The sequence below is a fragment of the Agromyces sp. NPDC058136 genome, assembly GCF_042884375.1.
Lineage (GTDB): Bacteria > Actinomycetota > Actinomycetes > Actinomycetales > Microbacteriaceae > Agromyces.
In genome coordinates this window covers 160,912-184,144 of sequence record NZ_JBHVUA010000005.1, presented here as the reverse complement: position 1 = coordinate 184,144, position 23,233 = coordinate 160,912, and the positions used below count along the sequence as shown (strand labels likewise).

Annotated in this window: 24 protein-coding genes and 1 tRNA gene; 13 read left to right on the top strand and 12 right to left on the bottom strand. The window is 68.3% G+C overall.

The window, feature by feature from the left end:
- Nucleotides 1-44: 44 nt before the first annotated feature.
- Together ACFVTX_RS15020 and ACFVTX_RS15015 are read left to right on the top strand one after the other, a co-directional pair.
- Complete coding sequence (locus ACFVTX_RS15020) at nt 45-2,522, top strand: ATP-dependent DNA ligase (protein ID WP_386901460.1); 2,478 nt, start codon at nt 45-47, stop codon at nt 2,520-2,522.
- A gap of 120 nt (nt 2,523-2,642) precedes the next feature.
- Nucleotides 2,643-4,019, top strand: coding sequence for an Nramp family divalent metal transporter (locus ACFVTX_RS15015; protein ID WP_386901458.1), 1,377 nt, complete (start codon nt 2,643-2,645; stop codon nt 4,017-4,019).
- A 9-nt stretch (nt 4,020-4,028) separates the two neighbouring features.
- Here ACFVTX_RS15015 and ACFVTX_RS15010 read toward each other — a convergent pair whose 3' ends face one another.
- Genes ACFVTX_RS15010 through ACFVTX_RS15000 form a run of 3 tightly spaced genes read right to left on the bottom strand, consistent with a single transcriptional unit; the run spans nt 4,029 to nt 6,218 of the window.
- Nucleotides 4,029-5,000 (bottom strand): DNA topoisomerase IB, encoded by a 972-nt coding sequence (locus ACFVTX_RS15010; protein ID WP_386901456.1) that lies wholly within the window; start codon nt 4,998-5,000, stop codon nt 4,029-4,031.
- A 21-nt stretch (nt 5,001-5,021) separates the two neighbouring features.
- Nucleotides 5,022-5,288, bottom strand: coding sequence for a Rho termination factor N-terminal domain-containing protein (locus tag ACFVTX_RS15005; protein WP_386901454.1), 267 nt, complete (start codon nt 5,286-5,288; stop codon nt 5,022-5,024).
- Between the two features lie 45 nt (nt 5,289-5,333).
- Nucleotides 5,334-6,218: an SDR family oxidoreductase gene (locus tag ACFVTX_RS15000; RefSeq protein ID WP_386901452.1), complete on the bottom strand. Its 885-nt coding sequence runs from the start codon at nt 6,216-6,218 to the stop codon at nt 5,334-5,336.
- A gap of 179 nt (nt 6,219-6,397) precedes the next feature.
- On the opposite strand from ACFVTX_RS15000, the gene ACFVTX_RS14995 reads away from it, so the two are divergent.
- The 3 genes from ACFVTX_RS14995 (at nt 6,398) to ACFVTX_RS14985 (ending at nt 7,408) form a co-directional block, all read left to right on the top strand.
- On the top strand, nt 6,398-6,562 hold the full coding sequence (locus tag ACFVTX_RS14995) for a hypothetical protein (RefSeq protein WP_386901450.1): 165 nt from the start codon (nt 6,398-6,400) through the stop codon (nt 6,560-6,562).
- 142 nt (nt 6,563-6,704) lie between these two features.
- Nucleotides 6,705-7,112, top strand: a complete 408-nt coding sequence (locus ACFVTX_RS14990; RefSeq protein ID WP_386901448.1) for a hypothetical protein — start codon at nt 6,705-6,707, stop codon at nt 7,110-7,112.
- A gap of 80 nt (nt 7,113-7,192) precedes the next feature.
- Nucleotides 7,193-7,408, top strand: a complete 216-nt coding sequence (locus ACFVTX_RS14985) for a hypothetical protein (RefSeq protein WP_386901447.1) — start codon at nt 7,193-7,195, stop codon at nt 7,406-7,408.
- Between the two features lie 15 nt (nt 7,409-7,423).
- On the opposite strand, the gene ACFVTX_RS14980 is transcribed toward ACFVTX_RS14985, so the two are convergent.
- Complete coding sequence (locus ACFVTX_RS14980; protein WP_386901445.1) at nt 7,424-7,747, bottom strand: ATP-dependent DNA ligase; 324 nt, start codon at nt 7,745-7,747, stop codon at nt 7,424-7,426.
- A gap of 133 nt (nt 7,748-7,880) precedes the next feature.
- On the opposite strand from ACFVTX_RS14980, the gene ACFVTX_RS14975 reads away from it, so the two are divergent.
- The 7 genes from ACFVTX_RS14975 to ACFVTX_RS14945 all read left to right on the top strand — a co-directional run bounded on the left by ACFVTX_RS14975 (nt 7,881) and on the right by ACFVTX_RS14945 (nt 15,001).
- On the top strand, nt 7,881-8,888 hold the full coding sequence (locus ACFVTX_RS14975) for a LacI family DNA-binding transcriptional regulator (RefSeq protein ID WP_386901443.1): 1,008 nt from the start codon (nt 7,881-7,883) through the stop codon (nt 8,886-8,888).
- Nucleotides 8,889-9,195: 307 nt separating this feature from the next.
- Nucleotides 9,196-10,872: a glycoside hydrolase family 13 protein gene (locus ACFVTX_RS14970; RefSeq protein ID WP_386901769.1), complete on the top strand. Its 1,677-nt coding sequence runs from the start codon at nt 9,196-9,198 to the stop codon at nt 10,870-10,872.
- A 47-nt stretch (nt 10,873-10,919) separates the two neighbouring features.
- Complete coding sequence (locus ACFVTX_RS14965) at nt 10,920-12,281, top strand: ABC transporter substrate-binding protein (RefSeq protein ID WP_386901441.1); 1,362 nt, start codon at nt 10,920-10,922, stop codon at nt 12,279-12,281.
- A gap of 119 nt (nt 12,282-12,400) precedes the next feature.
- Nucleotides 12,401-13,384 (top strand): carbohydrate ABC transporter permease, encoded by a 984-nt coding sequence (locus ACFVTX_RS14960; protein WP_386901439.1) that lies wholly within the window; start codon nt 12,401-12,403, stop codon nt 13,382-13,384.
- A gap of 68 nt (nt 13,385-13,452) precedes the next feature.
- Nucleotides 13,453-14,364, top strand: coding sequence for a carbohydrate ABC transporter permease (locus ACFVTX_RS14955; RefSeq protein WP_386901767.1), 912 nt, complete (start codon nt 13,453-13,455; stop codon nt 14,362-14,364).
- A gap of 72 nt (nt 14,365-14,436) precedes the next feature.
- A complete protein-coding gene (locus ACFVTX_RS14950; RefSeq protein WP_386901437.1) occupies nt 14,437-14,835 on the top strand; it encodes an MmcQ/YjbR family DNA-binding protein in 399 nt (132 codons plus the stop codon).
- Nucleotides 14,836-14,928: 93 nt separating this feature from the next.
- Nucleotides 14,929-15,001, top strand: a tRNA-Arg gene (locus ACFVTX_RS14945).
- Between the two features lie 168 nt (nt 15,002-15,169).
- Here ACFVTX_RS14945 and ACFVTX_RS14940 read toward each other — a convergent pair.
- Genes ACFVTX_RS14940 through ACFVTX_RS14910 form a run of 7 tightly spaced genes read right to left on the bottom strand, consistent with a single transcriptional unit; the run spans nt 15,170 to nt 20,455 of the window.
- The gene (locus ACFVTX_RS14940) at nt 15,170-15,505 is read right to left on the bottom strand and encodes a hypothetical protein (RefSeq protein ID WP_386901436.1); all 336 of its coding nucleotides are present in this window, start codon (nt 15,503-15,505) and stop codon (nt 15,170-15,172) included.
- A complete protein-coding gene (locus ACFVTX_RS14935) occupies nt 15,498-16,664 on the bottom strand; it encodes a tyrosine-type recombinase/integrase (RefSeq protein WP_386901434.1) in 1,167 nt (388 codons plus the stop codon). Before ACFVTX_RS14935 ends, ACFVTX_RS14940 begins: the two co-directional genes overlap by 8 nt.
- Nucleotides 16,661-16,846: a helix-turn-helix domain-containing protein gene (locus ACFVTX_RS14930; RefSeq protein WP_386901433.1), complete on the bottom strand. Its 186-nt coding sequence runs from the start codon at nt 16,844-16,846 to the stop codon at nt 16,661-16,663. Before ACFVTX_RS14930 ends, ACFVTX_RS14935 begins: the two co-directional genes overlap by 4 nt.
- Nucleotides 16,847-16,850: 4 nt before the next feature.
- Nucleotides 16,851-18,260 (bottom strand): replication initiator, encoded by a 1,410-nt coding sequence (locus ACFVTX_RS14925; protein ID WP_386901431.1) that lies wholly within the window; start codon nt 18,258-18,260, stop codon nt 16,851-16,853.
- Nucleotide 18,261: 1 nt separating this feature from the next.
- Complete coding sequence (locus tag ACFVTX_RS14920; protein WP_386901429.1) at nt 18,262-18,657, bottom strand: hypothetical protein; 396 nt, start codon at nt 18,655-18,657, stop codon at nt 18,262-18,264.
- Nucleotides 18,654-20,057, bottom strand: a complete 1,404-nt coding sequence (locus ACFVTX_RS14915) for an FtsK/SpoIIIE domain-containing protein (RefSeq protein ID WP_386901427.1) — start codon at nt 20,055-20,057, stop codon at nt 18,654-18,656. The genes ACFVTX_RS14920 and ACFVTX_RS14915 overlap by 4 nt, the downstream gene beginning before the upstream one ends.
- Nucleotides 20,057-20,455, bottom strand: a complete 399-nt coding sequence (locus ACFVTX_RS14910; protein ID WP_386901426.1) for a plasmid replication, integration and excision activator — start codon at nt 20,453-20,455, stop codon at nt 20,057-20,059. Before ACFVTX_RS14910 ends, ACFVTX_RS14915 begins: the two co-directional genes overlap by 1 nt.
- A gap of 113 nt (nt 20,456-20,568) precedes the next feature.
- Here ACFVTX_RS14910 and ACFVTX_RS14905 point away from each other — a divergent pair, with 113 nt between their 5' ends.
- The gene (locus ACFVTX_RS14905; RefSeq protein ID WP_386901424.1) at nt 20,569-21,456 is read left to right on the top strand and encodes a hypothetical protein; all 888 of its coding nucleotides are present in this window, start codon (nt 20,569-20,571) and stop codon (nt 21,454-21,456) included.
- Nucleotides 21,457-21,463: 7 nt separating this feature from the next.
- Here ACFVTX_RS14905 and ACFVTX_RS14900 read toward each other — a convergent pair whose 3' ends face one another.
- Nucleotides 21,464-23,221, bottom strand: coding sequence for a DUF2326 domain-containing protein (locus tag ACFVTX_RS14900; protein WP_386901422.1), 1,758 nt, complete (start codon nt 23,219-23,221; stop codon nt 21,464-21,466).
- Between the last annotated feature and the right edge of the window lie 12 nt (nt 23,222-23,233).

Below are 23,233 nucleotides of genomic sequence, written 5' to 3'. Positions count from 1 at the left end.
GGATGCCTCGGACGGAAGCCCGCGGCATCCGGCAGGATGGGGACATGGCCGATGGGGAGCGGCAACTCGTGGAGGTCGACGGCCGGCGGCTCCGGCTGACGAACCTCGACAAGGTCATGTATCCCGAGACGGGAATGACGAAGGGCGAGGTGATCTCGTACTACGCCGAGATCGCCGACGCCATGCTGCCCCACGTCATCGGGCGGCCGGTCACGCGCAAGCGGTGGGTGCACGGGGTCGGCACGGCGGATGCCCCTGAGGCCCCCTTCTTCGAGAAGCAGCTCGCCGACCACGCCCCCGAGTGGATCAGGCGCGGCGTGATCGAGCACTCCGACGGGCCGAAGACGTACCCGATCGCGGGCGACCGGGCGACGCTCGTGTGGCTCGCCCAGCAGGCGGCCCTCGAGCTGCACGTGCCGCAGTGGCGCTTCGCGCCCGACGGCACCCCGCAGCATCCCGACCGCATGGTGTTCGACCTCGACCCGGGCGAGGGCACGGGCCTCGTCGAGTGCGCCGAGGTCGCCCGGCTCGTGCGCGACCTCCTCGCCGGCATGGGGCTCGACGCGATGCCCGTCACGAGCGGCAGCAAGGGGCTGCACCTCTACGTCGCGCTCGACGGGCGGCAGAGCTCGGAGCAGGTGTCGGCGGTCGCGCACGAACTCGCCCGGGCGCTCGAGGCCGACCACCCCGAGCTCATCGTGTCGAGCATGCGCAAGACGCTCCGCACCGGGCGGGTGCTCATCGACTGGAGCCAGAACAACGGCAAGAAGACCACGATCGCGCCGTACTCGCTGCGCGGGCGGGCGCGGCCGACGGTCGCCGCCCCGCGCAGCTGGGCCGAGCTCGACGACCCGGGGCTCGCGCAGCTGGAGGCGCATGAGGTGCTCGCGCGGGTCGGCGCGGGCGACGACCCCGGCGTCGGGCTCGCGGAGGCCGCGGGGCCCGACCCGCTCGCGACGTACCGGTCGATGCGACGGGCAGGGCGCACGCCTGAGCCGATGCCCGCCACCGCCGGTCGAGGAGTGACGGAGGAGCGTCTCGAGACCTCGTCACCAGGTCTCGAGACGCGTGCTCCTTCGTCGCTCGCTCCTCGACCGCCGGAGGCCCGCTTCGTCATCCAGGAGCACCATGCCCGCCGTCTGCATTTCGATCTGCGGCTCGAACGGGACGGGGTGCTGAAGAGCTGGGCGGTCCCGAAGGGGGTGCCCGAGTCGACCGGCACCAACCATCTCGCCGTGCAGACCGAGGACCACCCGCTCGAGTACCTCGACTTCGCGGGAACGATCCCGGCGGGGGAGTACGGTGCCGGGTCGATGACCGTGTGGGACACGGGGGTCTACGAGCTCGAGAAGTGGCGCGACGACGAGGTGATCTTCACCCTCGACGGACAGCCGGGGGGCCCCGGCGGGCGGGTGCGGCTCGCGCTCATCCGCACGAACGGCCGCGGCGAGAAGAGCCAGTGGCTGCTGCACCGCATGAAGGAGCAGGGGGTCGCGAGGCCTGGTCTCGAGACGCGTGCTCCTTCGTCGCTCGCTCCTCGACCAGCGGGAGGGGACGCGTACGCGCCGATGCTCGCGACGCCCGGCACGATCGGTCTGCTGCGTGACGGCGACTGGGACCTCGAGTGGAAATGGGACGGCATCCGCGCCCTCGCACGCGTCGAGGGCGGCCGGGTGACGCTGCGCTCCCGCAACGGCATCGACGTCACCGAGCGCTACCCCGAACTGCATCGGCTGCCCGAGCTCGTCGACGGCGACGCCGTGCTCGACGGCGAGATCGTCGCGCTCGACGAGGCGGGGCGCCCGAGCTTCGGCGTGCTCCAGCAGCGGATGTCACTGACGAAGCCGCGCGAGATCGCCGCCGTCGCGGCATCCGTGCCGGTGCGCCTGCTGCTCTTCGACGTGCTCGAGGCGGGCGGCGAGGCCCTCGTCGACGAACCGTACCGGGTGCGGCGGGCGCGCCTCGCGGCGCTCGTGCGCCCGCGGCGCGGGGTGCCCGTCGAAGTGCCCGCGGCCGCCTCGGGCGACCCCGAGGCGGCGCTCGAGGAGAGCCGGCTGCTCGGCCTCGAGGGGCTCGTCGCGAAGCGTGCGGCCTCGCCGTACCGCTCGGGGATGCGCTCCGACGACTGGCTGAAGCTCAAGCTCACCCGCACGCAGGAGGTCGTGATCGGCGGCTACCGGCGCGGGGTCGGGAGCCGCACGGGGCGCATCCGCTCGCTGCTCGTCGGAGTGCCGGGCGAGGCGGGGATCGAAGCGGGGCTCGAGTACGCGGGGCGCGTGGGCTCCGGGTTCGGCGAACGCGAGCTCGAACGGCTGCGCGAACGCCTGGACGCGATGGTGCAGCCAGACCCGCCGTTCGTCGGGGTGCCCGAGGCCGATGCGTCCGACGCGGTGTGGGTGCGCCCCGAGCTCGTCGGTGAGATCGAGTTCGGCGAATGGACGGCCACGGGTGCGGCGCGCCACCCGCGCTGGCGGGGCCTGCGGCCCGACAAGTCGCCCGACGAACTGCGCCGCGAGGAGTGACGCCGGCGACTCGAGCGCACGTCCGGGCGCGCTGAGACCGGTGAAGCGGCCGCGTCAACCCGTTGAAGCGGCCCGGCGGCCCGACCTAGCGTGGGCAGCGAGCCGGCGACGGGAGGAGCGGTGGGCACGCGCACGCACGACGAGGATGCCTCGGGGCCCGACGCGCCCGCGAAGCGCGACGACGGTGCCCAGGACCCGCAGCCGCACGGGCCGAAGCGGTTCCTCCGCGCACTCGGCCCGGGTCTCGTCACGGGCGCCTCCGACGACGATCCCTCGGGCATCGCGACGTACGCGCAGGCCGGCGCGACCTTCGGCTTCGGCACGCTCTGGACCGTGCCGTTCGTGCTGCCGCTCATGATCGCCGTGCAGGAGATCTGCGACCGCACCGCTTCCGCGACGGGCAAGAGCCTCGGTGCGCTCGCCCGCAGCCGGTTCACGGGCGCCTCGCGGTTCGTCGTGCTCATCCTCCTCGTCGCGCTGTTCGCCGCGAACGGGCTGAACGTCGCGGCCGACCTGCTCGCCGTCGGCGAGGGCATAGAGCTGCTGCACGCGGGCCCCGCGCAACTCTGGAGCGCCGTCGCCGGGCTCGCGATCGGCGTCGTGCTCTTCTTCGGGTCGTTCGCGATGGTGGCGAGGATCATCCGCTGGCTGTGCCTCACCCTCTTCGCCTACGTCGGCGTGCTCGTCGTGGCCCAGGTCGACTGGGCGGCCGTGCTGCGCGGGCTCGCGGGATTCGGGTTCAGCCTGTCGCCCGCGTATCTCGGCATGATCGTCGCCATCCTCGGCACGAGCCTCTCGCCGTACCTGTTCTTCTGGCAGAGCGAGGATCGCCTCGAGGAGCTGCGCCAGGCGCCCGAGGGGGGAGACCAGCCGGTGCCGCTCGAGCGCCGGCGGCGCCAGGCCGCGAAGCGGCAGCTGGTCGACACCCGCGTCGACGTCGTCGTCGGCATGGTGTTCTCGGTGCTCGTCATGTTCGCGATCATCGTCGCGACCGCGGCGACGCTCGGGGCGGAGGGCAAGCCGGTGCAGAGCGCGGCCGACGCGGCGGCGGCACTCGAGCCCATCGCCGGCCCCGCGGCATCCGTGCTGTTCGCGCTCGGCTTCATCGGCTCGGGGCTGCTCGCGGTGCCCGTGCTCATCGTCGCCGGCTCGGCCGCGCTCGCCGCGGCACTCGGCAAGGACTGGAGCCTCGCGGCGAGCCCGCGCCGCGACCCGTTCTTCTACACCCTCGTCGGCATCGGCACGATCGGCGGGGTGGTGCTCGCGACGGTCTCGACGGATGCGGTCGCACTGCTTGTCTTCAGTGCGCTCATCAACGGCATCGTCGCGGCGCCGTTCCTCGTCATCGTGATGATCATCGCGCGGAACCGCTCGCTGATGGGTCGCCATCGTGTCGGTGCGGCCGCAATGACGTTCGGGTGGATCGCGGCCGCCGTGATGAGCATCGCGAGCGTGATCGGCCTCGTGCAGACGATCGCGGGCGGCTTCGGCGGGTGAGGCCCGTGCTCACGCCTCGTCGGACGCGAGCAGTTCGAGCAGGCGGCCTTCGCGGTCGGCACCGGATGCCACGACGACGCCCCGCTCGTACGCCGCGACCACCCGGGGGTCAATGTAGCTGCCCCTGGCGACTGCGGGGGTGTTGCCGAGCGCCTGGGCGGTCGCCTCGACCGCCTCGCGCACCGCTGCCGCTCGGGCCCGCGCCGTTCCCGAGGGGCCGATCAGCGCCAGGTGCTCGGCGGCGACGAGCGTGCCCCGGAGGGTGCGGAAGTCCTTCGCGGTGAACTCGCCGCCCGTGCGCTCGCGGATGTCGTCGTTGACGTCGACGGGGGCCGCGGCGCGGAAGCCCCGGCCATCGGCCCAGGCGTAGAGCCGGGCGGCTCGCGACCGTTCGGCCGCGCCCTCGACGTAACCGACCAAGCCGGTGTCCGCGATGCGCAGCTCCTGGGTGACGCCGCCCTTCGCGCGGAACCGGAAGCGCACGGTCTCGCGGTCCTCGAGGCTCGCATTGCGCACGAGCAGGGTCGTCAGCCCGCGGTTGCGGAAGCCGGCGAGCGACTCCTCCGAACCGATCCGGATCGCGGCGAGGTCGAGCGTCGCGAAGGCGGCCGCCAGCACGCGGGCACGCGGCATCCCGTCGAGCCCGAGGTCGCGGCGAGCGCTTCGCCTCGCCGCTGGGAGCGCCTGCGCGAGCTCCGCCATCCGCTGGAACTTCTCGGCGTCCTGCCGTTCCCGCCAGACGGGGTGGTAGACGTACTGGCGCCGCCCGGCGGCATCGACGCCCACCGCGAGCAGGTGGGCGTTGGGTGCGTCCGAGATCCAGACCTCCTGCCAGGCGGGCGGCACGGCGAGCCCGTCGATGCGAGCGCGCTCCGCCCGCCCGGCCGTGCCGCCGTCGCGGTGCACGTACCCGAAGCCGCGGCCCCGCCGCACCCGGGTGTATCCGGGCGAGACGTAGGGCACGACCCGTTTCAACCGCATCGGGCGCGTCCCTGTGCCGGCTCAGTGGTGGCGCAGCGCCGAGATCAGCTCGGCCTTGCGCTTGCCGCTGTAGCCGTGGAGGCCCAGCTCCTTCGCGCGGTGCCTGAGCTCGTCGACGGTCCACCCCTCGTAGTCGCCGTGCTCGCCGCCCCGGCGGCCGATCGTGGCGCGTCCCTCCTTCGCGGCCGCGTTCGAGATGCGCGCCGCCTTCTCCTTCGAGGCGCCGTCGGCGCGCAGCTCCTCGTAGAGCTCGGGGTCCTTCAGCGAGGCGTTCCTTCGTCCGGGCATGGTGTGCTCCTCCGCTTCTTCGGTTCTCGGTCGGTGCCGCGGCGCTCAGAACGGCCGGCCGCCGGTGACCGGCAGCACCGCCCCCGACACGTAGGAGGCGTCGTCGGAGGCGAGGTAGACGTAGGCCGGTGCGACCTCGGCCGGTTGGCCGGCCCGCCCGAGCGGTGTGTCCTTGCCGAAGTCGGTGATCTTGTCGGGCCAGCCCGTCGCGGGGATGAGCGGGGTCCAGATGGGGCCGGGGGCGACGGCGTTGACCCGGATGCCACGGGGCCCGAGTTCTTCGGCGAGCGCCTTGGTGAAGGCGACGAGGGCGGCCTTGGTCATGGCGTAGTCGACGAGCGCCGGCGAGGGCGCCGACGCCTGGATCGATGCCGTGGTGATGATGCTCGAACCGGGCTCCATGAGCGGCACCGCCGCACGGGCGAGGAACACGGGCGCGAAGAGGTTCACCCGCATCACCGACTCGAAGTCGTCGCTCGGCACGTGCTCGATGCCGCCGCGGTCGCGCTGGTGCGCCGCGTTCAGCACGAGCACGTCGAGGCCGCCGAACTCCCCTTCGGTGCGTCCGACGAGGGCCGTGCAGTGCGCTTCGTCGCGCAGGTCGCCCGGCAGCAGCAGCGGCTCGTCGCCCGCGTCGCGGATCCAGCCGGCGGTCTCGTCGGCGTCGGGCTGCTCCTCGGGCAGGTACGAGATCGCGACCCGGGCGCCCTCACGGGCGAACGCGATCGACACGGCACGGCCGATCCCCGAGTCGCCGCCGGTGATGAGGGTGCGCAGGCCCTCGAGTCGCCCACTGCCGCGGTAGCTCTGCTCGCCGTGGTCGGGCAGGGGCGACATCGCCTCGGTGAGACCGGGCGGCGCCTGTTCCTGGCGCGGAAACCGGTCGGTGGTGTGCTTCGTGGTCGGATCGATCAGTCGCTCGTTGAACATCTCGCCCCCTCGATCGCGAGCCACGGTACGCGGCGGCCGCCCGGCCCGGCAGGGGATTGACAGGGCCGCCGGGCGGAGTCCCGTGGCACCCTGCGCCCGGATTGCACACGGGGCGGCACCGGGTCAACCCCTCGCACCCGGGGTGGTGCGACCGTAACGTCGGAGGGGAAGGAGGAATCATGAACATCCTCGTTGTCATCATCGCCATCGCCGCCGTCGCGCTGCTCATCACGGGCGGGATCGTGCCCACACTGAACTTCCTGCTCTGGGTCGGGCTCGCGCTCGCCGTGATCGCCGTCATCGTGTTCCTGGTGCGCTACATCGGCGGGAACCGCACGGTATGAGACCCGCGAGCACGCCTGCGCCGAGCGGGGGGCCCACCCGGGTCTCCCGCTCGTGCGCGGTGCGTCGACCGTCCGGCGCGCGTGGGGTACCGCATGTCCCGACCGAGGCGCCGCGTGCGCCGGAGGGGCATAGGCTCTGAACGTGGGAACCCTCTACTACGGTGACTCCGGCACGCCGATCGGGATCGAGGACCGTGCCCTCGCCCACCTCAAGGTGGCGATCATCACGAAGCTGCGTCGCGGCGAGAGCTTCACCCTCTCGTGGCGGCATACCGACGATCAGGCGCGCGGGCGCAGCACCCTCTGGGTGCACCAGTCGATTCCGCTGCGCTTCGTCTTCGACGAACCCGAGACGCCCGAGCTCAGCCGGAAGTGGATCGAGGACCTCATGCGGTCGGCCAACAGCACCGGGGGTGTGCAGCTCGTGCCCGAGCAGCTCGACACCGACCCGATCCCGACGCTCGAGGAGCAGCCAGTGCAGGTTGGCGTCGACGTGCAGGAGGTCGAAGAGGCCAAGACGAAGGCGGCAGACGACGCGAAGTCGGCCTGAGCCGGGTCTTGCCGGCCGCCGCGACTGAGAGACGGGAGTGGGGAGCGCAGGGGCTCCCCGGTTCGGGGAGGTGATGACCGGTGGACGCTGATGCGAAGGCGACCGCGCCGTCGATCGAGGACTGGTGGCCGAGACTCTCGATCCGCTCGAAACACCGCATGCTCGAAGACCTCGAGGCGCCGATCCATGCCGAGGTCGCCGCCGAGATCGAACGCATCTCGGGCGCGCACGCACCCGACCTGCTCTCGCTCGACGAACGCCGCTTCGTGCTCACGCAGATCGAACCCGTCGACTGAGGCGTGCGCAGGCGCTCAGTCGCTCTCGAACTCCTCGGTCTCGGCCGGCTCGGGCACGTAGTGCAGACCGCTCGTGCTGTTCGCGGTGAGGAGCAGCTGCTCGATCCAGAGCCGGTTGAGCGTGGGCGGGCGATTGCCGCTGAACACGAACTGCAGCGGAATCGACTCGTTGAGCCAGAGCGTGGTGCGCCCGCTGCCGTTCGCGACGCCGTGCTCCCACGTCAGCGCGAAGCTCTCGGACCGGCGGAGCTTGTTGAGGATCGCGACCCGCAGGTGGGCGAGGACACGGTCATCGATGTCGAGCTCCCGCGTCGAGGAGTTGTAGATCAGTTTCCCCATGACTGCACTCTAGACCGCGGGGATGCCGGGCTCACCTCGATCGCGAGGCGGGCGGGAGGCACGGTCTCGACGTCGCACCAGGATGATCGGGCGATTGTCGAGTTCTTGCGTGGCCTCGCGTACGATTGCGGCCATGTCGAGAAGGCTGGCGGATGTCGCGCGCAAGGTCGGAGTGAGCGAAGCGACCGTCAGTCGGGTGCTCAACGGCAAGCCAGGGGTCTCGGCCTCGACCCGCGACGCCGTGCTGACCGCGCTCGACGTGCTCGGCTACGAGCGGCCGACGAAGCTCCGCGGTGAGCGGGCCCGCCTCGTGGGGCTCGTGATGCCAGAGCTGCAGAACCCGATCTTCCCCGCGCTCGCCGAGGTCATCGGCGGCGGCCTCGCCCAGAACGGCTTCACGCCGGTGCTCTGCATCCAGACCGCGGGCGGGATCTCGGAGTCCGACTACGTCGAGCTCCTGCTGCACCAGCAGGTCTCGGGAGTGATCTTCGCCGGCGGGGCGTACGCGCAGGCCGACGTCAACCACGATCACTACGAGCGCCTCCGTGAGCTGAAGCTGCCGACCGTGCTCGTCAATGCGCCCATCGACGGCCTCGACTTCGCGACCGTCTCCTGCGACGACGCCATGTCGATGGAGCAGTCGCTCGGGCACCTCCTGCAGCTCGGGCACGAGCGGATCGGGATCCTGCTCGGGCCGAGCGACCACGTCCCGTCGCGGCGCAAGCACGCGGCCGCGATCGCCATGGCGGCGCGGCTCGGGCTCGAGCTCCCCGACGAGCGCGTCGTGCACTCGTTCTACTCGCTCGAGTCGGGGCAGACCGCGGCGTCGAAGCTCCTGGCCGCGGGCGTCACCGGCATCGTCTGCGCGAGCGACCCGATGGCGCTCGGTGCCGTGCGCGCGGCCCGGCGGGCAGGGCTCCGCGTGCCTGAGGACGTGTCGGTGATCGGCTTCGACGACTCCGCCCTCATGAACTGCACCGAACCTCCGCTCACGACGGTCCGGCAGCCGATCGAGTCGATGGGCAAGATGATCATCGAACTGCTCATGCGCCAGATGTCGAGCGAGCGCGCGATCGGCGACGAGGTGTTCTTCGCACCCGAGCTCGTCGTGCGAGGGTCGACGGCCCCGGCGGTGCGCTGACGACGTCTCCGCTGGTTGAGGAGCGCCGACGCGGAGCGGCGACGCGTCTCGAAGCCCGGTGAGCCGTTCTCGAGACCCGGCCACCGGGTTTCGAGACGCGTGCTCCTCCGTCGCGCGCTCCTCAACCAGCAGACGGGTTTCCGCAAGCGGCTGCCGCAAACCGACGCAAGGTGTCGCAAATCTGTGTCGGATTGTTGAATAGTTGCATCATTCTGTTGCTCTCATTACGTTGAGCCGCATCGACGCCGGTGTCTCGAACGGACCGGCGCGAAGCCCGCCCGACTCGAGGAGAAGCGACCGCGTGACCATGCCGCTCACCGACACCCCCGCCGCCGCGCCGGCCGCGTTCACCCGCGACCCGCTCTGGTGGCGCAGCGCCGTGATCTACCAGGTGTACGTGCGCAGCTTCGCCGACTCCGACGGCGACGGCACGGGCGACCTGCGTGGTGTGCGGAGCCGCCTCGACTACCTCGCCGACCTGGGCGTCGACGCGCTCTGGTTCAACCCCTGGTACCCCTCCCCGCTCGCCGACGGCGGGTACGACGTCGCCGACTACCGCGAAATCCACCCGGCCTTCGGCACCCTCGCCGACGCCGAGGAGCTCATCGCCGAGGCGGCGGCGCGTGGCATCCGCACCATCATCGACATCGTCCCGAACCATGTCAGCTCCGAGCACCCGTGGTTCCGCGAGGCGCTCGCCGCAGGCCCCGGCAGTCCCGAGCGCGAGCGCTTCTGGTTCCACCCGGGCAAGGGGCCGAACGGCGACGAGATGCCGACGCACTGGGTGTCGAACTTCCAGGGCGACACGTGGACCCGCACGGTGAACCCCGACGGCACGCCGGGGGAGTGGTACCTGCACCTCTTCACGCCCGAGCAGCCCGACCTCAACTGGAACCACCCCGAGGTGCGCGCCGAGCACGAGGACATCCTGCGGTTCTGGTTCGACCGCGGCGTCGCGGGTGTGCGCATCGACTCGGCCGGCCTGCTCATCAAGGATCCGGAGTTCGGCGAGGTGCCGACGACGGTCGCGCCGGGGCAGCACCCCACCGAGGACCGCGACGAGGTGCACGAGGTCTACCGCGCATGGCGGCGCATCGCCGACTCGTACGACGGCACGCGCGTGCTGGTCGGCGAGGTCTGGGTGCCGGATGCCTCCCGCTTCGCGGCCTACCTGCGCCCCGACGAGATGCACACCGCGTTCAACTTCGACTTCATGTCGCGACCCTGGCGGGCCGACGAGCTCCGCGCCTCGATCGACCTCATGCTCGCCGCGCATGCGCCCGTCGGGGCGCCGAGCACCTGGGTGCTGTCGAACCACGACGTCACGAGGCCGGTCACCCGCTACGGCCGCGACGACTCGTCGTTCGCGTTCGCGAAGAAGCGCTTCGGCACGCCGAGCGACCTCGCACTCGGCGGCCGGCGGGCCCGCGCGGCGGCGCTGCTCACCGCCGCCCTGCCCGGCTCGCTCTACCTCTACCAGGGCGACGAGCTCGGCCTGCCCGAGGTCGAGCTGCCGCGCGAGGTGCTCGAGGACCCGATGCACTTCCGTTCGGGCGGCGTCGACCCCGGCCGTGACGGCTGCCGGGTGCCGCTGCCGTGGCGGGGCACCACTGCCCCGTTCGGGTTCGGCCCCGACGCCACGCCCCCGTGGCTGCCGCAGCCCGCCGAGTGGGCGGCGCTCACCGTGCAGGCCCAGCAGGCCGACCCCTCGTCGATGCTCTGGCTGTACCGACAGGCCCTGCGCCTGCGCAGGCGCGAGGCCGCCCTCGGCGACGGGCCCATGAGCTGGATCGACGCCGGCGCCGACGTGCTCTGCTTCCGCCGCGGCGACGACCTCGTCTCGATCACGAACCTCGGAGGGGCGCCGATCGCCCTGCCCGAGCACGAGAGCATCCTGCTCGCGAGCGCCCCGCTCGAGGCCGGCCTGCTCCCGAGCGATGCGACGGCCTGGCTGCGCATCGCGCCGGCGCCGAGGCATCCCTGAACCGCACCAACCGCACCACCCAGCACAGCACCGAAAGGAACAGGACAATGAAGTCATCACGCAGCATCGCGATCGCGGGGCTCACCGCGCTCGTGGTCGCCGGCTCGCTCGCCGCCTGCAGCGCCGACTCGGGCGGCGCCGACGGCAAGCTCGAACTGCGCGTCGCGACCTTCCCGCCCGGCGCCGACCAGGCCGCCTACGACGCCTTCGCCGAGCAGGAGAAGCAGTTCGAGAAGGCCAACCCCGACATCGACGTCGTCGGTCTCGAGTACGAATGGACGGCGCCGACGTTCGCCGCCCAGCTGGCCGGCGGCAGCCTGCCCGACGTCTTCACGGTGCCGTTCACCGACACGAAGACGCTGCTCGAGAACGGTCAGCTGATGGACGTGACCGACGAGCTGAAGGAGCTCGGATACTCCGACAAGTTCAACCCGATCATCCTCGACGAGGTCACGGGCAGCGACGGCCAGGTCTACGGCTTCCCGCGGCAGGCGTACGCGAACGGCCTGCACTACAACCGCGACCTGTTCGAGCAGGCCGGCCTCGACCCCGACACGCCGCCGGCCACGTGGGACGAGGTGCGCGCGGCCGCGAAGACCATCGCCGAGAAGACCGGCAAGGCCGGGTACGCGACGATGGCGGCCGGCAACACCGGCGGCTGGCAGCTCTCGGTGCAGGCCGACTCGCGCGGGGCGTCGCTGCAGCAGGCGAACGACGACGGCAGCTACACCTCGACGATCGACAACGACGCGACGAAGGCGACGCTCGAGTACCTGCACGACCTCCGCTGGGAGGACGACTCGATGGGGGCGACCTTCGACCTCGACTGGGGCAGCATCAACCAGGAGTTCGCCGCGGGCAACCTCGGCATGTACACCTCGGGCTCCGACGTCTACACCGCGCTCGTGCGCGACTTCGGCATGAGCCCCGACATCTACGGCCTCACAGTCATCCCGACGGAGGACGGCGGCGGCGTGCTCGGCGGCGGCGACATCGCGGTCATGCCGCCGACGCTCGACGACGACACCAAGGCGGCCGCGGTGAAGTGGATCGACTGGTACTACATGCAGAAGCTCCTGAACGAGGACGCCGCCGTCGCCGACGCGAAGGCCCTCGCCGCCTCCGACCAGGCCGTCGGCACCCCCGTGCTGCCGGTGCTCGACAAGGAGACCTACCTCGAGTCGCAGGAGTGGATCGCCCCCTACGTCAACGTGCCGCTCGATCAGATGGCGGGTTTCACCGAGGGCATCTTCGAGCAGACGCCGGTGGGCGAGTTCAAGGGGCAGACGCAGCCGATCTACGCCCTCATGGACAACCTCGTGCAGGCCGTGCTGACCGATGAGAACGCCGACATCGACGCGCTGCTGAAGCAGATCGACGTCGACGCGCAGGCCCTGCTCGACGAGTAGTCCCACTCTCGCTGGTTGAGGAGGGAGCGAAGCGACCGTCTCGAAACCCGCCCCCGGTTTCGAGACGCGTCCTCCTTCGTCGGTCGCTCCTCAACCAGCGGACCACCTGAAGGGCCATCATGACCACCACCATCGACCCGGATGCCGCGACCGACGTCGCCCCGCGGCATCCCTCGCCGCCCGCACCGACGGCGGACCGCCGGCGTCGCCGAAGCCCCGTGACCTGGGTGCGCGGCGGCGGGCTCTGGAACCTCGTGTTCCTCGCGCCCATGCTCATCGTGTTCGGGGTCTTCAGCTGGGGGCCGATCGCGCAGGCGGTCGTCATGAGCTTCCAGAAGACGAACCTGATCACGCCGCCCGTCTGGGTCGGGCTCGACAACTTCGCCCGCGTGCTGAGCGACCCGAACCTCGGCACCGCGGTGCTCAACACCCTGTACTTCGCGGGCCTCGCGCTCGTGTTCGGGTTCCCGCTGCCGATCCTCATGGCGGTGCTGATGAGCGAGGTCCGCCGCGGCAAGGGCCTCTACAGCGCACTGGCCTACCTGCCGGTCGTCGTGCCGCCCGTCGTCGCGGTGCTGCTTTGGAAGGTGTTCTACAACGCGAGCCCCGACGGCGTCTTCAACACCGTGCTCGGCTGGGTCGGGATCCCGCCGCAACCGTGGCTGCAGTCGTCGGCGACGGCGATGCCGTCGCTCGTCATCGAGGCGACGTGGGCCGCCGCCGGCGGGTCGATCATCATCTACCTCGCGGCGCTCATCGCGGTGCCGCCCGAGCTCTACGACGCCGCCGAGGTCGACGGCGCCGGCATCTGGCGCAAGATCTGGCACGTCACGCTGCCGCAGCTGCGCGGCATCCTCTTCATCATGCTGATCCTGCAGGTCATCGGCACCGCGCAGGTCTTCCTCGAGCCGTACCTCTTCACCGGCGGCGGGCCGAACAACTCGACCCTCACCGTGCTGCTGCTGATCTACCGCTACGCGTTCCAGAACAGCCTCGGCGGCGACTACGGCGAGGCGACCGCGCTGAGTCTCATGCTCGCGATCTTCCTGGGCCTCCTGAGCTGGCTCTACTTCAAGCTGACCGACCGTTGGAGCACGAATTGACCACCGCGCAGGGCACCGCCCCCGCCACGACGGCGGACTCCATCACGCTGCGCGCACGGCTGTCGCGGATGACGCGGCGCACGCCGGGCGCCCCCGATGACGGCAACGACCGGGGCATCGTCTCCGACCACGATCGGAAGGGCGGCGGAGTCCGTGCCTCGATGGGTGCGATCCACGTGTTCCTCTTCGTCGGGCTCGTCGTCGCGGGACTCGGGCCGCTCCTGTGGCTCGCCAAGGCGGCGGTCACGCCGACGCAGGACACGCTCTCCCAGCCGTTCGCGCTCTGGCCGAACGGCATCGACTGGGCGAACCTCGAGCAGGCGTGGAACGACATCCACATCGACCAGTACTTCCTGAACACGATCTGGGTCGCGGCCGGCTCGTGGTTCTTCCAGCTGCTGATCGCGACGACTGCCGGGTACGCGCTGTCGATCCTGCGGCCGAAGTACGCGCCCGTGCTGAACGCCCTCGTGCTCGCGACGCTGTTCATCCCGGCGGTCGTGCTGCTCGTGCCGCTCTACCTCACGATCCTGCACCCGCCGCTCATCGACACCTCGCTCCTCAACACCTACTGGGCGGTGTGGCTGCCGGCGGCGGCGAACGCGTTCAACATCCTGCTCGTGAAGCGGTTCTTCGACGGGCTGCCGCGCGAGGTGTTCGAGGCCGCCCGCACCGACGGCGCAGGGCCCTTCCGGGTGTTCTGGTCGATCGTGCTGCCGATGTCGAAGCCCATCCTCGGCGTCGTCTCGGTGTTCGCCGTGATCGCCGCCTGGAAGGACTTCCTCTGGCCGCTGCTCGTACTGCCCGACCCCGCGGTGCAGCCGCTCTCGGTGCGCCTGCCTGCCGTGCAGTCGCAGACCGAGCTCGACGTGTTCCTCGCGGCGCTCGCGATCTCGACGCTCATCCCTGTGGCCCTGTTCCTGGTGTTCCAGCGGCTGTTCCTGCGCGGCGCCGGGCTCGGCGGCGCGGTCAAGGGCTGAGGATGCCACGGCGGGGCGCCGCCCGGGCGCCCGCCGTGGTGAGCGTCGGCGCCCCCGGGTAGGGTGACCCGCATGGAGCACCCCCGCGTGGTCGATCCCGCGCATCCGCTCGTCGAGCGGGTGCGGGCGCTCTGCCTCGCCCTGCCCGAGGCGGTCGAGGTCGAGGCGTGGGGGAGACCCACCTTCCGCGCGGCGAAGCCGATCTTCGTGCACGTGTCGGCGAGCATGGAGCGGCCGCTCTCGATCGTCGTGAAGACCGACCCCGACGAGCACCTCGCCCTCGTGCAGGACGATCGCTTCTTCGGGCCGCCGTACTACGACCGCGACCGCTGGGTCGCGACCGATCTCGACGGTGCCGCGACCGACTGGGAGCTGATCGCCGAGCTCATCGAGACCTCGTACCGGCAGGTCGCGAACCGTCGCCAGCTCACCGCGCTCGATCTCCAACGACCCGAGCACGCGGGCGGTTGAGCAGGGGCAGGGCGCTCGATTGGCGCGAACGCGATCGTTGCGTTAGAGTAATCGGGTTGCCTGATCGCAGACGATGCGGCAGGCAAGCGTCATGCGCCCGTAGCTCAATGGATAGAGCATCTGACTACGGATCAGAAGGTTGGGGGTTCGAGTCCCTCCGGGCGCACGGAAGAAGGCGGTTCGCGACATGCGAGCCGCCTTCGCTGTTTTCTGCTGGTACATCAGGCCTTCTCCTTCTTCGTGTTCGTCCAACGAGCCGTTGGACCATTTGTGCAACGGGCCGTTGCACTGGTTCGTTCGTCACGGTGACAGCAACCGTGACAGCAACGTCGAGCTAAAAAGGCGGGGGAGTGTCGATCTCCCCGACCTGAAAGCCCATCTCGAGGAGCTGCTTTCGGACTGCCTCAGCATCGACAGGCGACCGGTCGAGCCGACTAACGATCATCACGAGGTTGCCGTCAGCGTCGAGCGTCGGATCCTGCAGACGCATCGACAGGTGGAGCGACTGCAGGGCGAACATGACAAAGGTCGCCGCCGACCAGAACATCTTGAGCATGATCTCGTTGAAGTAGTCGGTCGAGATCTCGACGACCGGGCCGGTGCCGCGGAAGTCGTCTAGCTGGAGCTTCGCGAACTCGGCCGGGTCGAACTTCTTGCTGCTGTCATTCATCGTTTGCCTCCTCTTGCATCCTGTCGGCGGCCTCCGACAGGAGGTCGTCCATCGCCGAGGCTGCCTCGGCCAGTGCGGTCGGCATCACGTGCGCGTAGAGATCCGTCGTGATGCTCATCGTCGAGTGCCCGAGCAGATCCATGACCACCCGAGGCGGGACACCTTTGGCGAAGAGCAGTGATGCGCAGGTGTGCCGGAGGTCATGGAAGCGAATCCTCGGGACGCCGGCCGCAGAGATCAGCGTCTCGAAGTCGCGCCGCAGGTTACTCGGTTCGATCGGCGTTCCGAGCGATGTCGTGAACACGAGATCCAGCGGGTTCGAGCGGTTCGAGCCGCGCAGCTCGGCTGCCTGGGCCGCGCGATGCGCACGGAGTGAACGAGCGATACCGACCGGGATCGGAACGCTACGGCGTGACCTGGCGGTCTTGGGAGGCCCGAAGACTCGACCGTGACCCGCGCCGAGTCGTTGCATCGTCTGTCGAACGTGGATCATGTTGGTCTCGAGATCGACGTCCGACCAGCGGAGGCCGAGCAGCTCACCGCGACGAAGCCCGACCGAGTAGGCGAGTTCGAAGAGCGCGTGGAGCCGATGAGGTTTCGACGCGAGACCGAACCGAGCGGCCTCTTCAGGTGACCAAGCCAGCTGTTCGACCTTCTCGAGCTTCGGCTGCCGTACGAGGGTGCCGACGTTTCGCGTGATCAGCTCCTCACGGACCGCCTCTGCGAGCATCGATCGGAGCACAGCGTGGGCGAGCTGCGTCGTCCGCACCGAGACGCCCATCGACAGCACGGCGCCATGCAGCTTGCGCACGTGTGCGGGCGTCAGTCGCTCGAGCCGGATGTCGCCGACTGTCGGAACGACGTACTTGCGGAGCACCCATGCGTAGTTCGACTGCGTGGCTGGCCGCAGTGCGCTGACTCCGTTTGCGAGCCAGTGCTCAGCGTAGGCGCCCACAGTCCACGATTTGCCAGCCATCGGGACTCCGCGCTCGGTGTTCGTGATCAGCTCGCGGAGCTTGGAGTTGACCTCGGATCGTGTGCGGCCGTAGACCTCCTTTCGCTGTCGAGCCCCGTCGGGGCGTAGCACGTACGTCGAGCCGACCCAGCGACCGTCCTTGCGTTGGTAGACGCTGCCTTCGCCGTTGGCCCGCTTGCTCATCGGGTGAGACTCGCTTGCGTCAGGCGTTCCGCGTACTCACGAACGGCGGTTACGGGCACTCGTCGCGAACGACCGATCTTCACGCTCACGATCGCATTGAGCCGCAGCAGGTCGTACACGGTCGACCGCCCGATGCCGAGAGCGTCGGCGACCTCCTCTGGGGTCAGCATCAGCTTTTCCATCTCTTCACCTCTCTTCGTTGTTGGTTCGGTTCGCAGAGTGTCGATTGCTTCGCCACTCGCGGGCGGCGGCCGCAGATTCGGCCGCGAGAGCTGTGTCGCCGGCCGTGAGCCAGCCCATGCCGACGAATGACCAAGAGCCGACCACGAGGGTGGTCTCTTCGCTGTCGTCCGTGTTCTGATCAGCCGCGACGGGCGGGCGTGCCTGCTTGCGCTGCCAGTCACGCCGGGCTGAGCGCAGCCGCCCGAGCGTGGTCGAGTAGCGACGCGACTTCGTCGAGAAGTGACCTCGGAATCCGAGCATCGATTCCCACCGTCCGAGCAGCCGATACGGGCTGAGGTCGTCGAGCGCGGCAGCGCGGCCGGCCTCGGCGACGAGCCGGCGGATGGTGGAGATGTGGGGTCGAGCACTACCCGAGCTCGTCGTCGCGAGATCCTCGGTCGCCTTCGTTGCGTACTTGGCGATGTATGCGGCAACGGCTCGATCAGTCAGTCGGCCATCCTCGGTCTCGACGTGTCGGTAAACCGGACGAGCATCGCACTGCCGGCCCCACACGAGTCGGCGCGACGTGTGTTCGCCAGGCAGCGGGCCAGCGATCACTTCGACGGCAGCGGCGGCCTTCTGGATGAGGGCTGCGAGATCAGCTGCCGTCGTCGGAACGAGCGGAGCGGGGAACGGATCGGCGTCGCTGCCGTCTCCGTCGAGTCGAATGAGCGCATGAAAGTGGACTGCCCCGCGCCGCTGGAATTCGGCAACCTTGGCGAACTGCACGCGAACCAGTTTTCGAGCCGCGGTCTCGCAGACTCCGAGTGAGGCGGCGAGTTCGCGGCGGAGGCGGATGACGAAGCGACGCCACAGCTCGGGCGCATGCCATTGCCAAGCAATGTGCGTTTCGTAGTCGTAGCAGTCCATGCAGATCGGTTCGCCGACGGCGGGGGAGTCGGGGTCGTGCGTGGCCATGCACCAGGTCGGGCGGCCGTGGGGGCAGAGCCTGCGAGCGCGCGGACGGCACCGAGCAGCACCGTGGCTCGAGGTTCGTGCGGCATGCACCGCGCCGAACGAGGGAGCGGTCAGTGTCGCGAACACGAGGGGATGCGTCGCCACCGAATTCGGGACGCCCTTGGAGCCACCCGCCGCACCCGCAACGACGAGATGCCACATGTCGGCCTTGTACTCATAGCTGCACGACGGGCACCGGACCGCACGACGGTTGCCGCAGCGCACATACGTCACACCGTCGGGCTCATTGGACGAGCAGTAGTGAGCGAGCTGGTCGCCGGTTCGTGCGTCGAACGTCGAAGTGGAGCCGACGAGACGCACCGGCTGCGCGCAGAAGCCTGTGCTCGAAGCCTGGTCCATCCAGCGCTCGAAGTCAGGCCGGCGCAGCCGGTTAGTCGCCTCGTCGATGTAGGACATGTCAGTTGAGGTTGACCGTCGCGGTACAGGTGAGGAGCGCACCCGCAAGCAGCACCTCGCTGTCGTCGGGGCGGCAACCGCGAAGATCTCCGCCCTGGCGCTCCTGTGCGTTGTTCCAAGCCTCGATCTGCCAGTCCATGCAGCTCGCATCCGCGACGACGAGGTTGGATTCGAGACTCTCGACACGACGGGTGTCGAGCGTGCTCGCGTAGAGGTCGGAGTTCAGCTCGAGGTTGCAGTAGTTCTCGCGCGCCATGTCGTAGCCGGCCTCGTACGCGACCGATCGTGCGTCGTACGTGGTGCGGCCCGCAAGGTGCCCCACGCCGAACAGGCCGGCAGCAAGGGCGATGGCGGCGGTGGGAGCGGCGAGGATGGCGAGCTGTCGCTTGGTGATCATTCTTCTTCTCCTTTCGGGGTGCGCCGGGTTCGGCGCGACCGTGTTGCCGTTGCGGGGTTCGCTTCGGCGGGCTGGGGCAGGACGATCGGGATCTGTGCCGGTGCAGGAAAATCACGAGCTGCAGCGCGGATCATCTCGTCGGTCACGACTGCCGCTCGGACTCTGACCGGGTCGCTCCCGTCGTCTGGGACCACGAAGCCGACACCGGGAAGGGTTGGCGGAATGTGGTGGCAGAGTGCGCCCTTCTCTCGCATGCCCTCGCCGAGCACCATCGAGGTCTCGATCGCGTCTCGCAGGCGGAGGCCGATCGTCTGCGTGAACAGGCCGCGGGCCGGGAGCGTCTCCTTGCGGGGATCCTGCAGACAGGCGAATACCGTGTAGCCGACGGCCCGACCTTGCGAGCACAGCAGCGCAATCGCGTTGTTCGCGCGGCGCATCAGATCCCGGTCGACTTGGTACGCCGTGAGTGCCGCCATCTCGTCAATCAGAACGACGACATGAGGGCTCTCGGGCGAGGCGATGTGCTGTCGGGTCGAGCCTGATAGTTCGAGGGCACGAGCCTGCATCGCTGAGACCGCCTCTTCGAGAAGCTGGACCGCAGCCTCGGGGGTGTGCGCGAAGCGAGTCAGCAGTTCCGTGCCCATGCCGAGTTCCATGGCCGACTTGAGGTCGATGCCGTGCACCTGAACGAGGCCTGACTTGATCGCGGGCGTGAGGCCGAGAATCAGACCCCAGACCAGCGAGGCCTTGCCCGATCCGGATGATCCGGCGACGAGCGTTTGCGGGCCGAGCCGCATGGTCCAGAGTGTGCCGGCCTCAGTCAGGCCGAGCGGTACCGCGCGGAGGTCAACGGCCTCGGCTGGCTCCAGCGTGAAGGGCTCTTCGAGCGGATCGGTGAATGCGATCATCGCGCTGATGCCGACGTCTGATGCCGCAATCGCCACGCGATGCGCACCGAGGCTTTCGGCGATGGCGTCGGCCCTGAGTGCGAGCTGTTCGCGCGTCATACCGAGCGGCAGTGAGATCGTCATCCAGAGAGCTCCGGATCCCCACGTGTAACCGACGAAAGTCGGCACAACGCGCGGACCGTTCGTGACCTGCACTGAACACCCGAGTCGGAGCATCAGCTCTGGCCACGCCTGTCCGAGCCAGTTCACGTAGGCGTCGCGACGGCGTTGGATCGAATGATCGTCGAGAGTCATGCCATGCCGGTATCGGCGCACGATGCTGACCGCGAGCCACACAAAGGCGACGACCCCGAGGGCGAGTGCAATCGGCTGCACCCAGCTGAGCGTGACGACCGCGATCAGGAAGAGCACCGCGAGAGCTCGGTGGCGCGTCCAGCAGTCAGTGAGCGCGAGTCCCCACCAGCGCAGCTCGCCCCCGAGGTCGACTGCCATCAGTCGCCCCGCTTGTTCGGCGCGGCCGGCTTCATGTCGCTCGCGCGCAGCGAGAAGGCCACGCGGGGACGACCTCCGCCCTCCTTCACGTATGGGGTCACGGTGAGCCCCTCGAAGAGAACGGGGCGGAAGGGGAGGCCCGGCATCTCCGGCGGCGGCGTCGGCTCGATTGCGGACGCGATCTTCACGCTGACCTCACCCTGACCCTTGCGGCCGTTCGGGTCGGCGTCGATGACGCGTACCGTCCAGACGGGCTTGCCGGTCGCCTTGTCGTGCTGCTGGCCGGCCTGCTGCCCATCGGCGGTCCACTCGATGACCCGCTCGACCTCGCCGACCATGTAGGCGCCGGCGGGGAAGTATGCCCCGAAGTCCACCGGGATCGCTGACTGAATTGCCATGTCCATCTCCATTCATTGACGTTTGTCTAGCCATTTGGCAAGTGTCACGCTAGAACGGAGGGTGGATGAATGTCAAGTGTTCTTTTGACAACTGTCGAGGTAGGCTGCTGCTCATGGCGGAGAACCCCGAGTCCCAAGCGCTCCCTGAAGTAATCCAGCGGCTCATAGCCCGGCTTCAGTACCGCTCGAAGGTGACGGCGGAGAACGTGATCACCGCGTCAGCCTTTCGCCCGAACGATCAAGGCGTTCTTGCGTTGAAGGCGGCGCAGCGACTGGTGGATCTTGGCCAGTCGACGCGCGCCATCCTGACCGCGTATGCCCACGCCGTTCAGACGCCCAGGCCGAATCTGACAGTGCTTGCTACAGCGCAAGAAGTTTCGCCTTCAGGTCTCCGTCGGCGATACGACGAAGCCACGGTTGAGGCGATCAGAGGTCTGCTGGAAGCGCGCCCAAACCTTGAAGCAGTTCGCAAGTCGACCCGCGGCCTAGATGACCGCGAGCTCTTTGGAGTGTCGCGGGAGCTCGATGAGATCCTGCTCGAGGCTGGTGTTGATCGTCCAACGGGGTCACTCGAAGAATCCATCGCGATCGATATCCCTGCGGCACCGTTCTTGGGCGACGTAGAAGCGTTGGTTGCGCAGGGACCGGTAGGTGAAGACGAGGGCTACTGGCGAGATCACCTTCAGAACGACGCGACAATGCTGCTTGGTCGGCTGGTGGCAACTCTGAGAGGTCTGCTGTCGTCGAGCAGTTGGACAGATGGCTGGGTGGATCCTTCTCAGAGCGTCGTCAAGTACGAGTGGGCGGGCGGTGCACACATCTCACAGGTGCTCGCGAGCATCCTTCCCCAGCGAGCGCCCGGAACGAAGCCCTCTGAACATCCCGAGTCCGGGATCTTCGGTCTCCGTCTGGTCGAGGCTCGAGAGAACCACGCGGAGCTCGTCTGGTTTGCCAACGATCATGAGATCAAACTCATTCTTCGCCGCTATCCCGCCAGCTAGGTGGTAATTACCACGACGGCATCTTGAAGAGCCGGCCTAGATCATTCTCGTCATGGAGGGTGAGGATCACTTCATTGGTGGGAATGCGCTCGTTGGACGGTGCGTCGGGTCCCGGTAGAGCCTCGTCGAGCGTTGAGAACACAGGCTGGATTCCCAGCTCTGCGTACTCGTGGAACACTCCGACTAGCTTCTCTCGTTTTCGGGCTTCCAGCTGCTCAAGTGCTCCATCGTGGTAAACGAAACGCGCAAACTTCACGTCGAGGTGTGCCCGGAGGAGCGCTAGATCGAATGCGATGCAGAGCAACTTCTTATAAGAAGTACCGCGATCGCCGCTGGTTGCCGTACCGGTGTCGCTCACGAACTCGGCGGTGAAATCGAGGCCGCCCTCGCCGTTGAGCTTCATGGCGAGAATCGCATTCTGCCCAACAACTGCGGAGATAATTTCGTTGAAATAGCCGCGCATCTTGGCAAATCGGCTCTCTGGATCCTGGCTTAGCTCTACGATCTCCGCCTCGACGGAGGTCTGCAGTTTGCCCAACTCCTCGGCGGCCTCCCGCTGCTCGCGACGGAGTTCGACCAAGCGCATGGCACTCTGGTGGCGCGCCTCTAACACCGCCAATTCGGCTTCGATTCCGGAGACCTCGCGCGACACACTTCGGAATTTCTGCATCGATTCCGACTCGAGGAGAAATGCGAGTGACTTTTCACGCTCCGCGTTTAGCTCGCTCAGCCGGTTCCCCAGACGCTCTACAAGCGACTCGGTTTCAGCAAGCTGATATTCCAGTGCTTCACGACGCTCTGATGTTATGGAGCGGTTGAACGTAACGAGCTGCTGGTAGTCCTTCATGAGTTCGGCAGAGAAGTAGATGCCGGCCTCAGCAAACAGCTTCTCAGCTTCTGCCGGTCGGAAGATGATCTGCTCTTGCTCGAGTGATTCCTTCAATCGGGCGATTAGCTGTGTGGATGTGTACAGCTGCTCGTTGAGCTCGACAATTTCCGATTCGATTCGATCGACGAGCTCCCCGTTTACGCGTGCGTCGTCTGTCCTGAAATTCAACGTGTCGAGCACGCGCTGACGCGATGCAAGTTCCGAACGCTTCACGGCGATCAAGCCGTCAAGGATGGATGGGTCGGAGTCGTCACCGCCCCATTCCTTGCTTACAGAACGGAGGTGCCCCTCGATCTGAGCGACCTTCTCGCGCTGATCGTAGAGTCTGGTTACATTGCCGGATGCGACGCCCAATAGGTGGGCGACGAATGGCTTCCAGTCCTGGTGTTTTCCCGAGAACTTGCCCAGTTGGAAAACATCAAGATAGTCCTTTTGCGTTCGGATCAGATAGCCGATCAGCTTTCGATACGACCATGGGCTTAGCGCGGTGAGATCCAAGATCCCGTCGAGAACTGTCTTTGCACGTTCAAAAGAGAGCTTCTGGAATTCCCACTCCTCGAGCGGAATCAGTGAAGCGTCTGGAAGCGAGCTAATGCTCCGCTTGATGTAGACCTTTGAGCCCGGTGTCACCGGACGGCAGATCGTGACGTAGGTTCCGTCGAGCAGCTCAAGTTCGAGATAGAAGGTGAACTCGCTGAACTGTGCGTGCTTGAAAAGGAAGAACTCCTGTGACTTGCCTTTCAGGAGGCAATAGTCGATCAGCTGACCGACTGTTGTCTTCCCGAGATTGTGCGTGTCCAGTCCCTTGTTCTCGGGAAGTCGAATTTCGGCGACGACCACCGATACGCCAGGACGAAACACGATCGGATCAAACACGTCTGGACGGTT

Excerpts from the sequence above, each read along its gene's own strand:
- ACFVTX_RS15020 (WP_386901460.1), top strand. The coding sequence starts at position 45 with ATGGCCGATGGGGAGCGGCAACTCGTGGAGGTCGACGGCCGGCGGCTC.
- ACFVTX_RS15010 (WP_386901456.1), bottom strand. The coding sequence starts at position 5,000 with ATGCGGTTGAAACGGGTCGTGCCCTACGTCTCGCCCGGATACACCCGG.
- ACFVTX_RS15005 (WP_386901454.1), bottom strand. The coding sequence starts at position 5,288 with ATGCCCGGACGAAGGAACGCCTCGCTGAAGGACCCCGAGCTCTACGAG.
- ACFVTX_RS15000 (WP_386901452.1), bottom strand. The coding sequence starts at position 6,218 with ATGTTCAACGAGCGACTGATCGATCCGACCACGAAGCACACCACCGAC.
- ACFVTX_RS14995 (WP_386901450.1), top strand. The coding sequence starts at position 6,398 with ATGAACATCCTCGTTGTCATCATCGCCATCGCCGCCGTCGCGCTGCTC.
- ACFVTX_RS14980 (WP_386901445.1), bottom strand. The coding sequence starts at position 7,747 with ATGGGGAAACTGATCTACAACTCCTCGACGCGGGAGCTCGACATCGAT.
- ACFVTX_RS14975 (WP_386901443.1), top strand. The coding sequence starts at position 7,881 with ATGTCGAGAAGGCTGGCGGATGTCGCGCGCAAGGTCGGAGTGAGCGAA.
- ACFVTX_RS14970 (WP_386901769.1), top strand. The coding sequence starts at position 9,196 with ATGCCGCTCACCGACACCCCCGCCGCCGCGCCGGCCGCGTTCACCCGC.
- ACFVTX_RS14965 (WP_386901441.1), top strand. The coding sequence starts at position 10,920 with ATGAAGTCATCACGCAGCATCGCGATCGCGGGGCTCACCGCGCTCGTG.
- ACFVTX_RS14960 (WP_386901439.1), top strand. The coding sequence starts at position 12,401 with ATGACCACCACCATCGACCCGGATGCCGCGACCGACGTCGCCCCGCGG.
- ACFVTX_RS14955 (WP_386901767.1), top strand. The coding sequence starts at position 13,453 with ATGACGCGGCGCACGCCGGGCGCCCCCGATGACGGCAACGACCGGGGC.
- ACFVTX_RS14950 (WP_386901437.1), top strand. The coding sequence starts at position 14,437 with ATGGAGCACCCCCGCGTGGTCGATCCCGCGCATCCGCTCGTCGAGCGG.
- ACFVTX_RS14940 (WP_386901436.1), bottom strand. The coding sequence starts at position 15,505 with ATGAATGACAGCAGCAAGAAGTTCGACCCGGCCGAGTTCGCGAAGCTC.
- ACFVTX_RS14935 (WP_386901434.1), bottom strand. The coding sequence starts at position 16,664 with ATGAGCAAGCGGGCCAACGGCGAAGGCAGCGTCTACCAACGCAAGGAC.
- ACFVTX_RS14930 (WP_386901433.1), bottom strand. The coding sequence starts at position 16,846 with ATGGAAAAGCTGATGCTGACCCCAGAGGAGGTCGCCGACGCTCTCGGC.
- ACFVTX_RS14925 (WP_386901431.1), bottom strand. The coding sequence starts at position 18,260 with ATGTCCTACATCGACGAGGCGACTAACCGGCTGCGCCGGCCTGACTTC.
- ACFVTX_RS14920 (WP_386901429.1), bottom strand. The coding sequence starts at position 18,657 with ATGATCACCAAGCGACAGCTCGCCATCCTCGCCGCTCCCACCGCCGCC.
- ACFVTX_RS14915 (WP_386901427.1), bottom strand. The coding sequence starts at position 20,057 with ATGGCAGTCGACCTCGGGGGCGAGCTGCGCTGGTGGGGACTCGCGCTC.
- ACFVTX_RS14910 (WP_386901426.1), bottom strand. The coding sequence starts at position 20,455 with ATGGCAATTCAGTCAGCGATCCCGGTGGACTTCGGGGCATACTTCCCC.
- ACFVTX_RS14905 (WP_386901424.1), top strand. The coding sequence starts at position 20,569 with ATGGCGGAGAACCCCGAGTCCCAAGCGCTCCCTGAAGTAATCCAGCGG.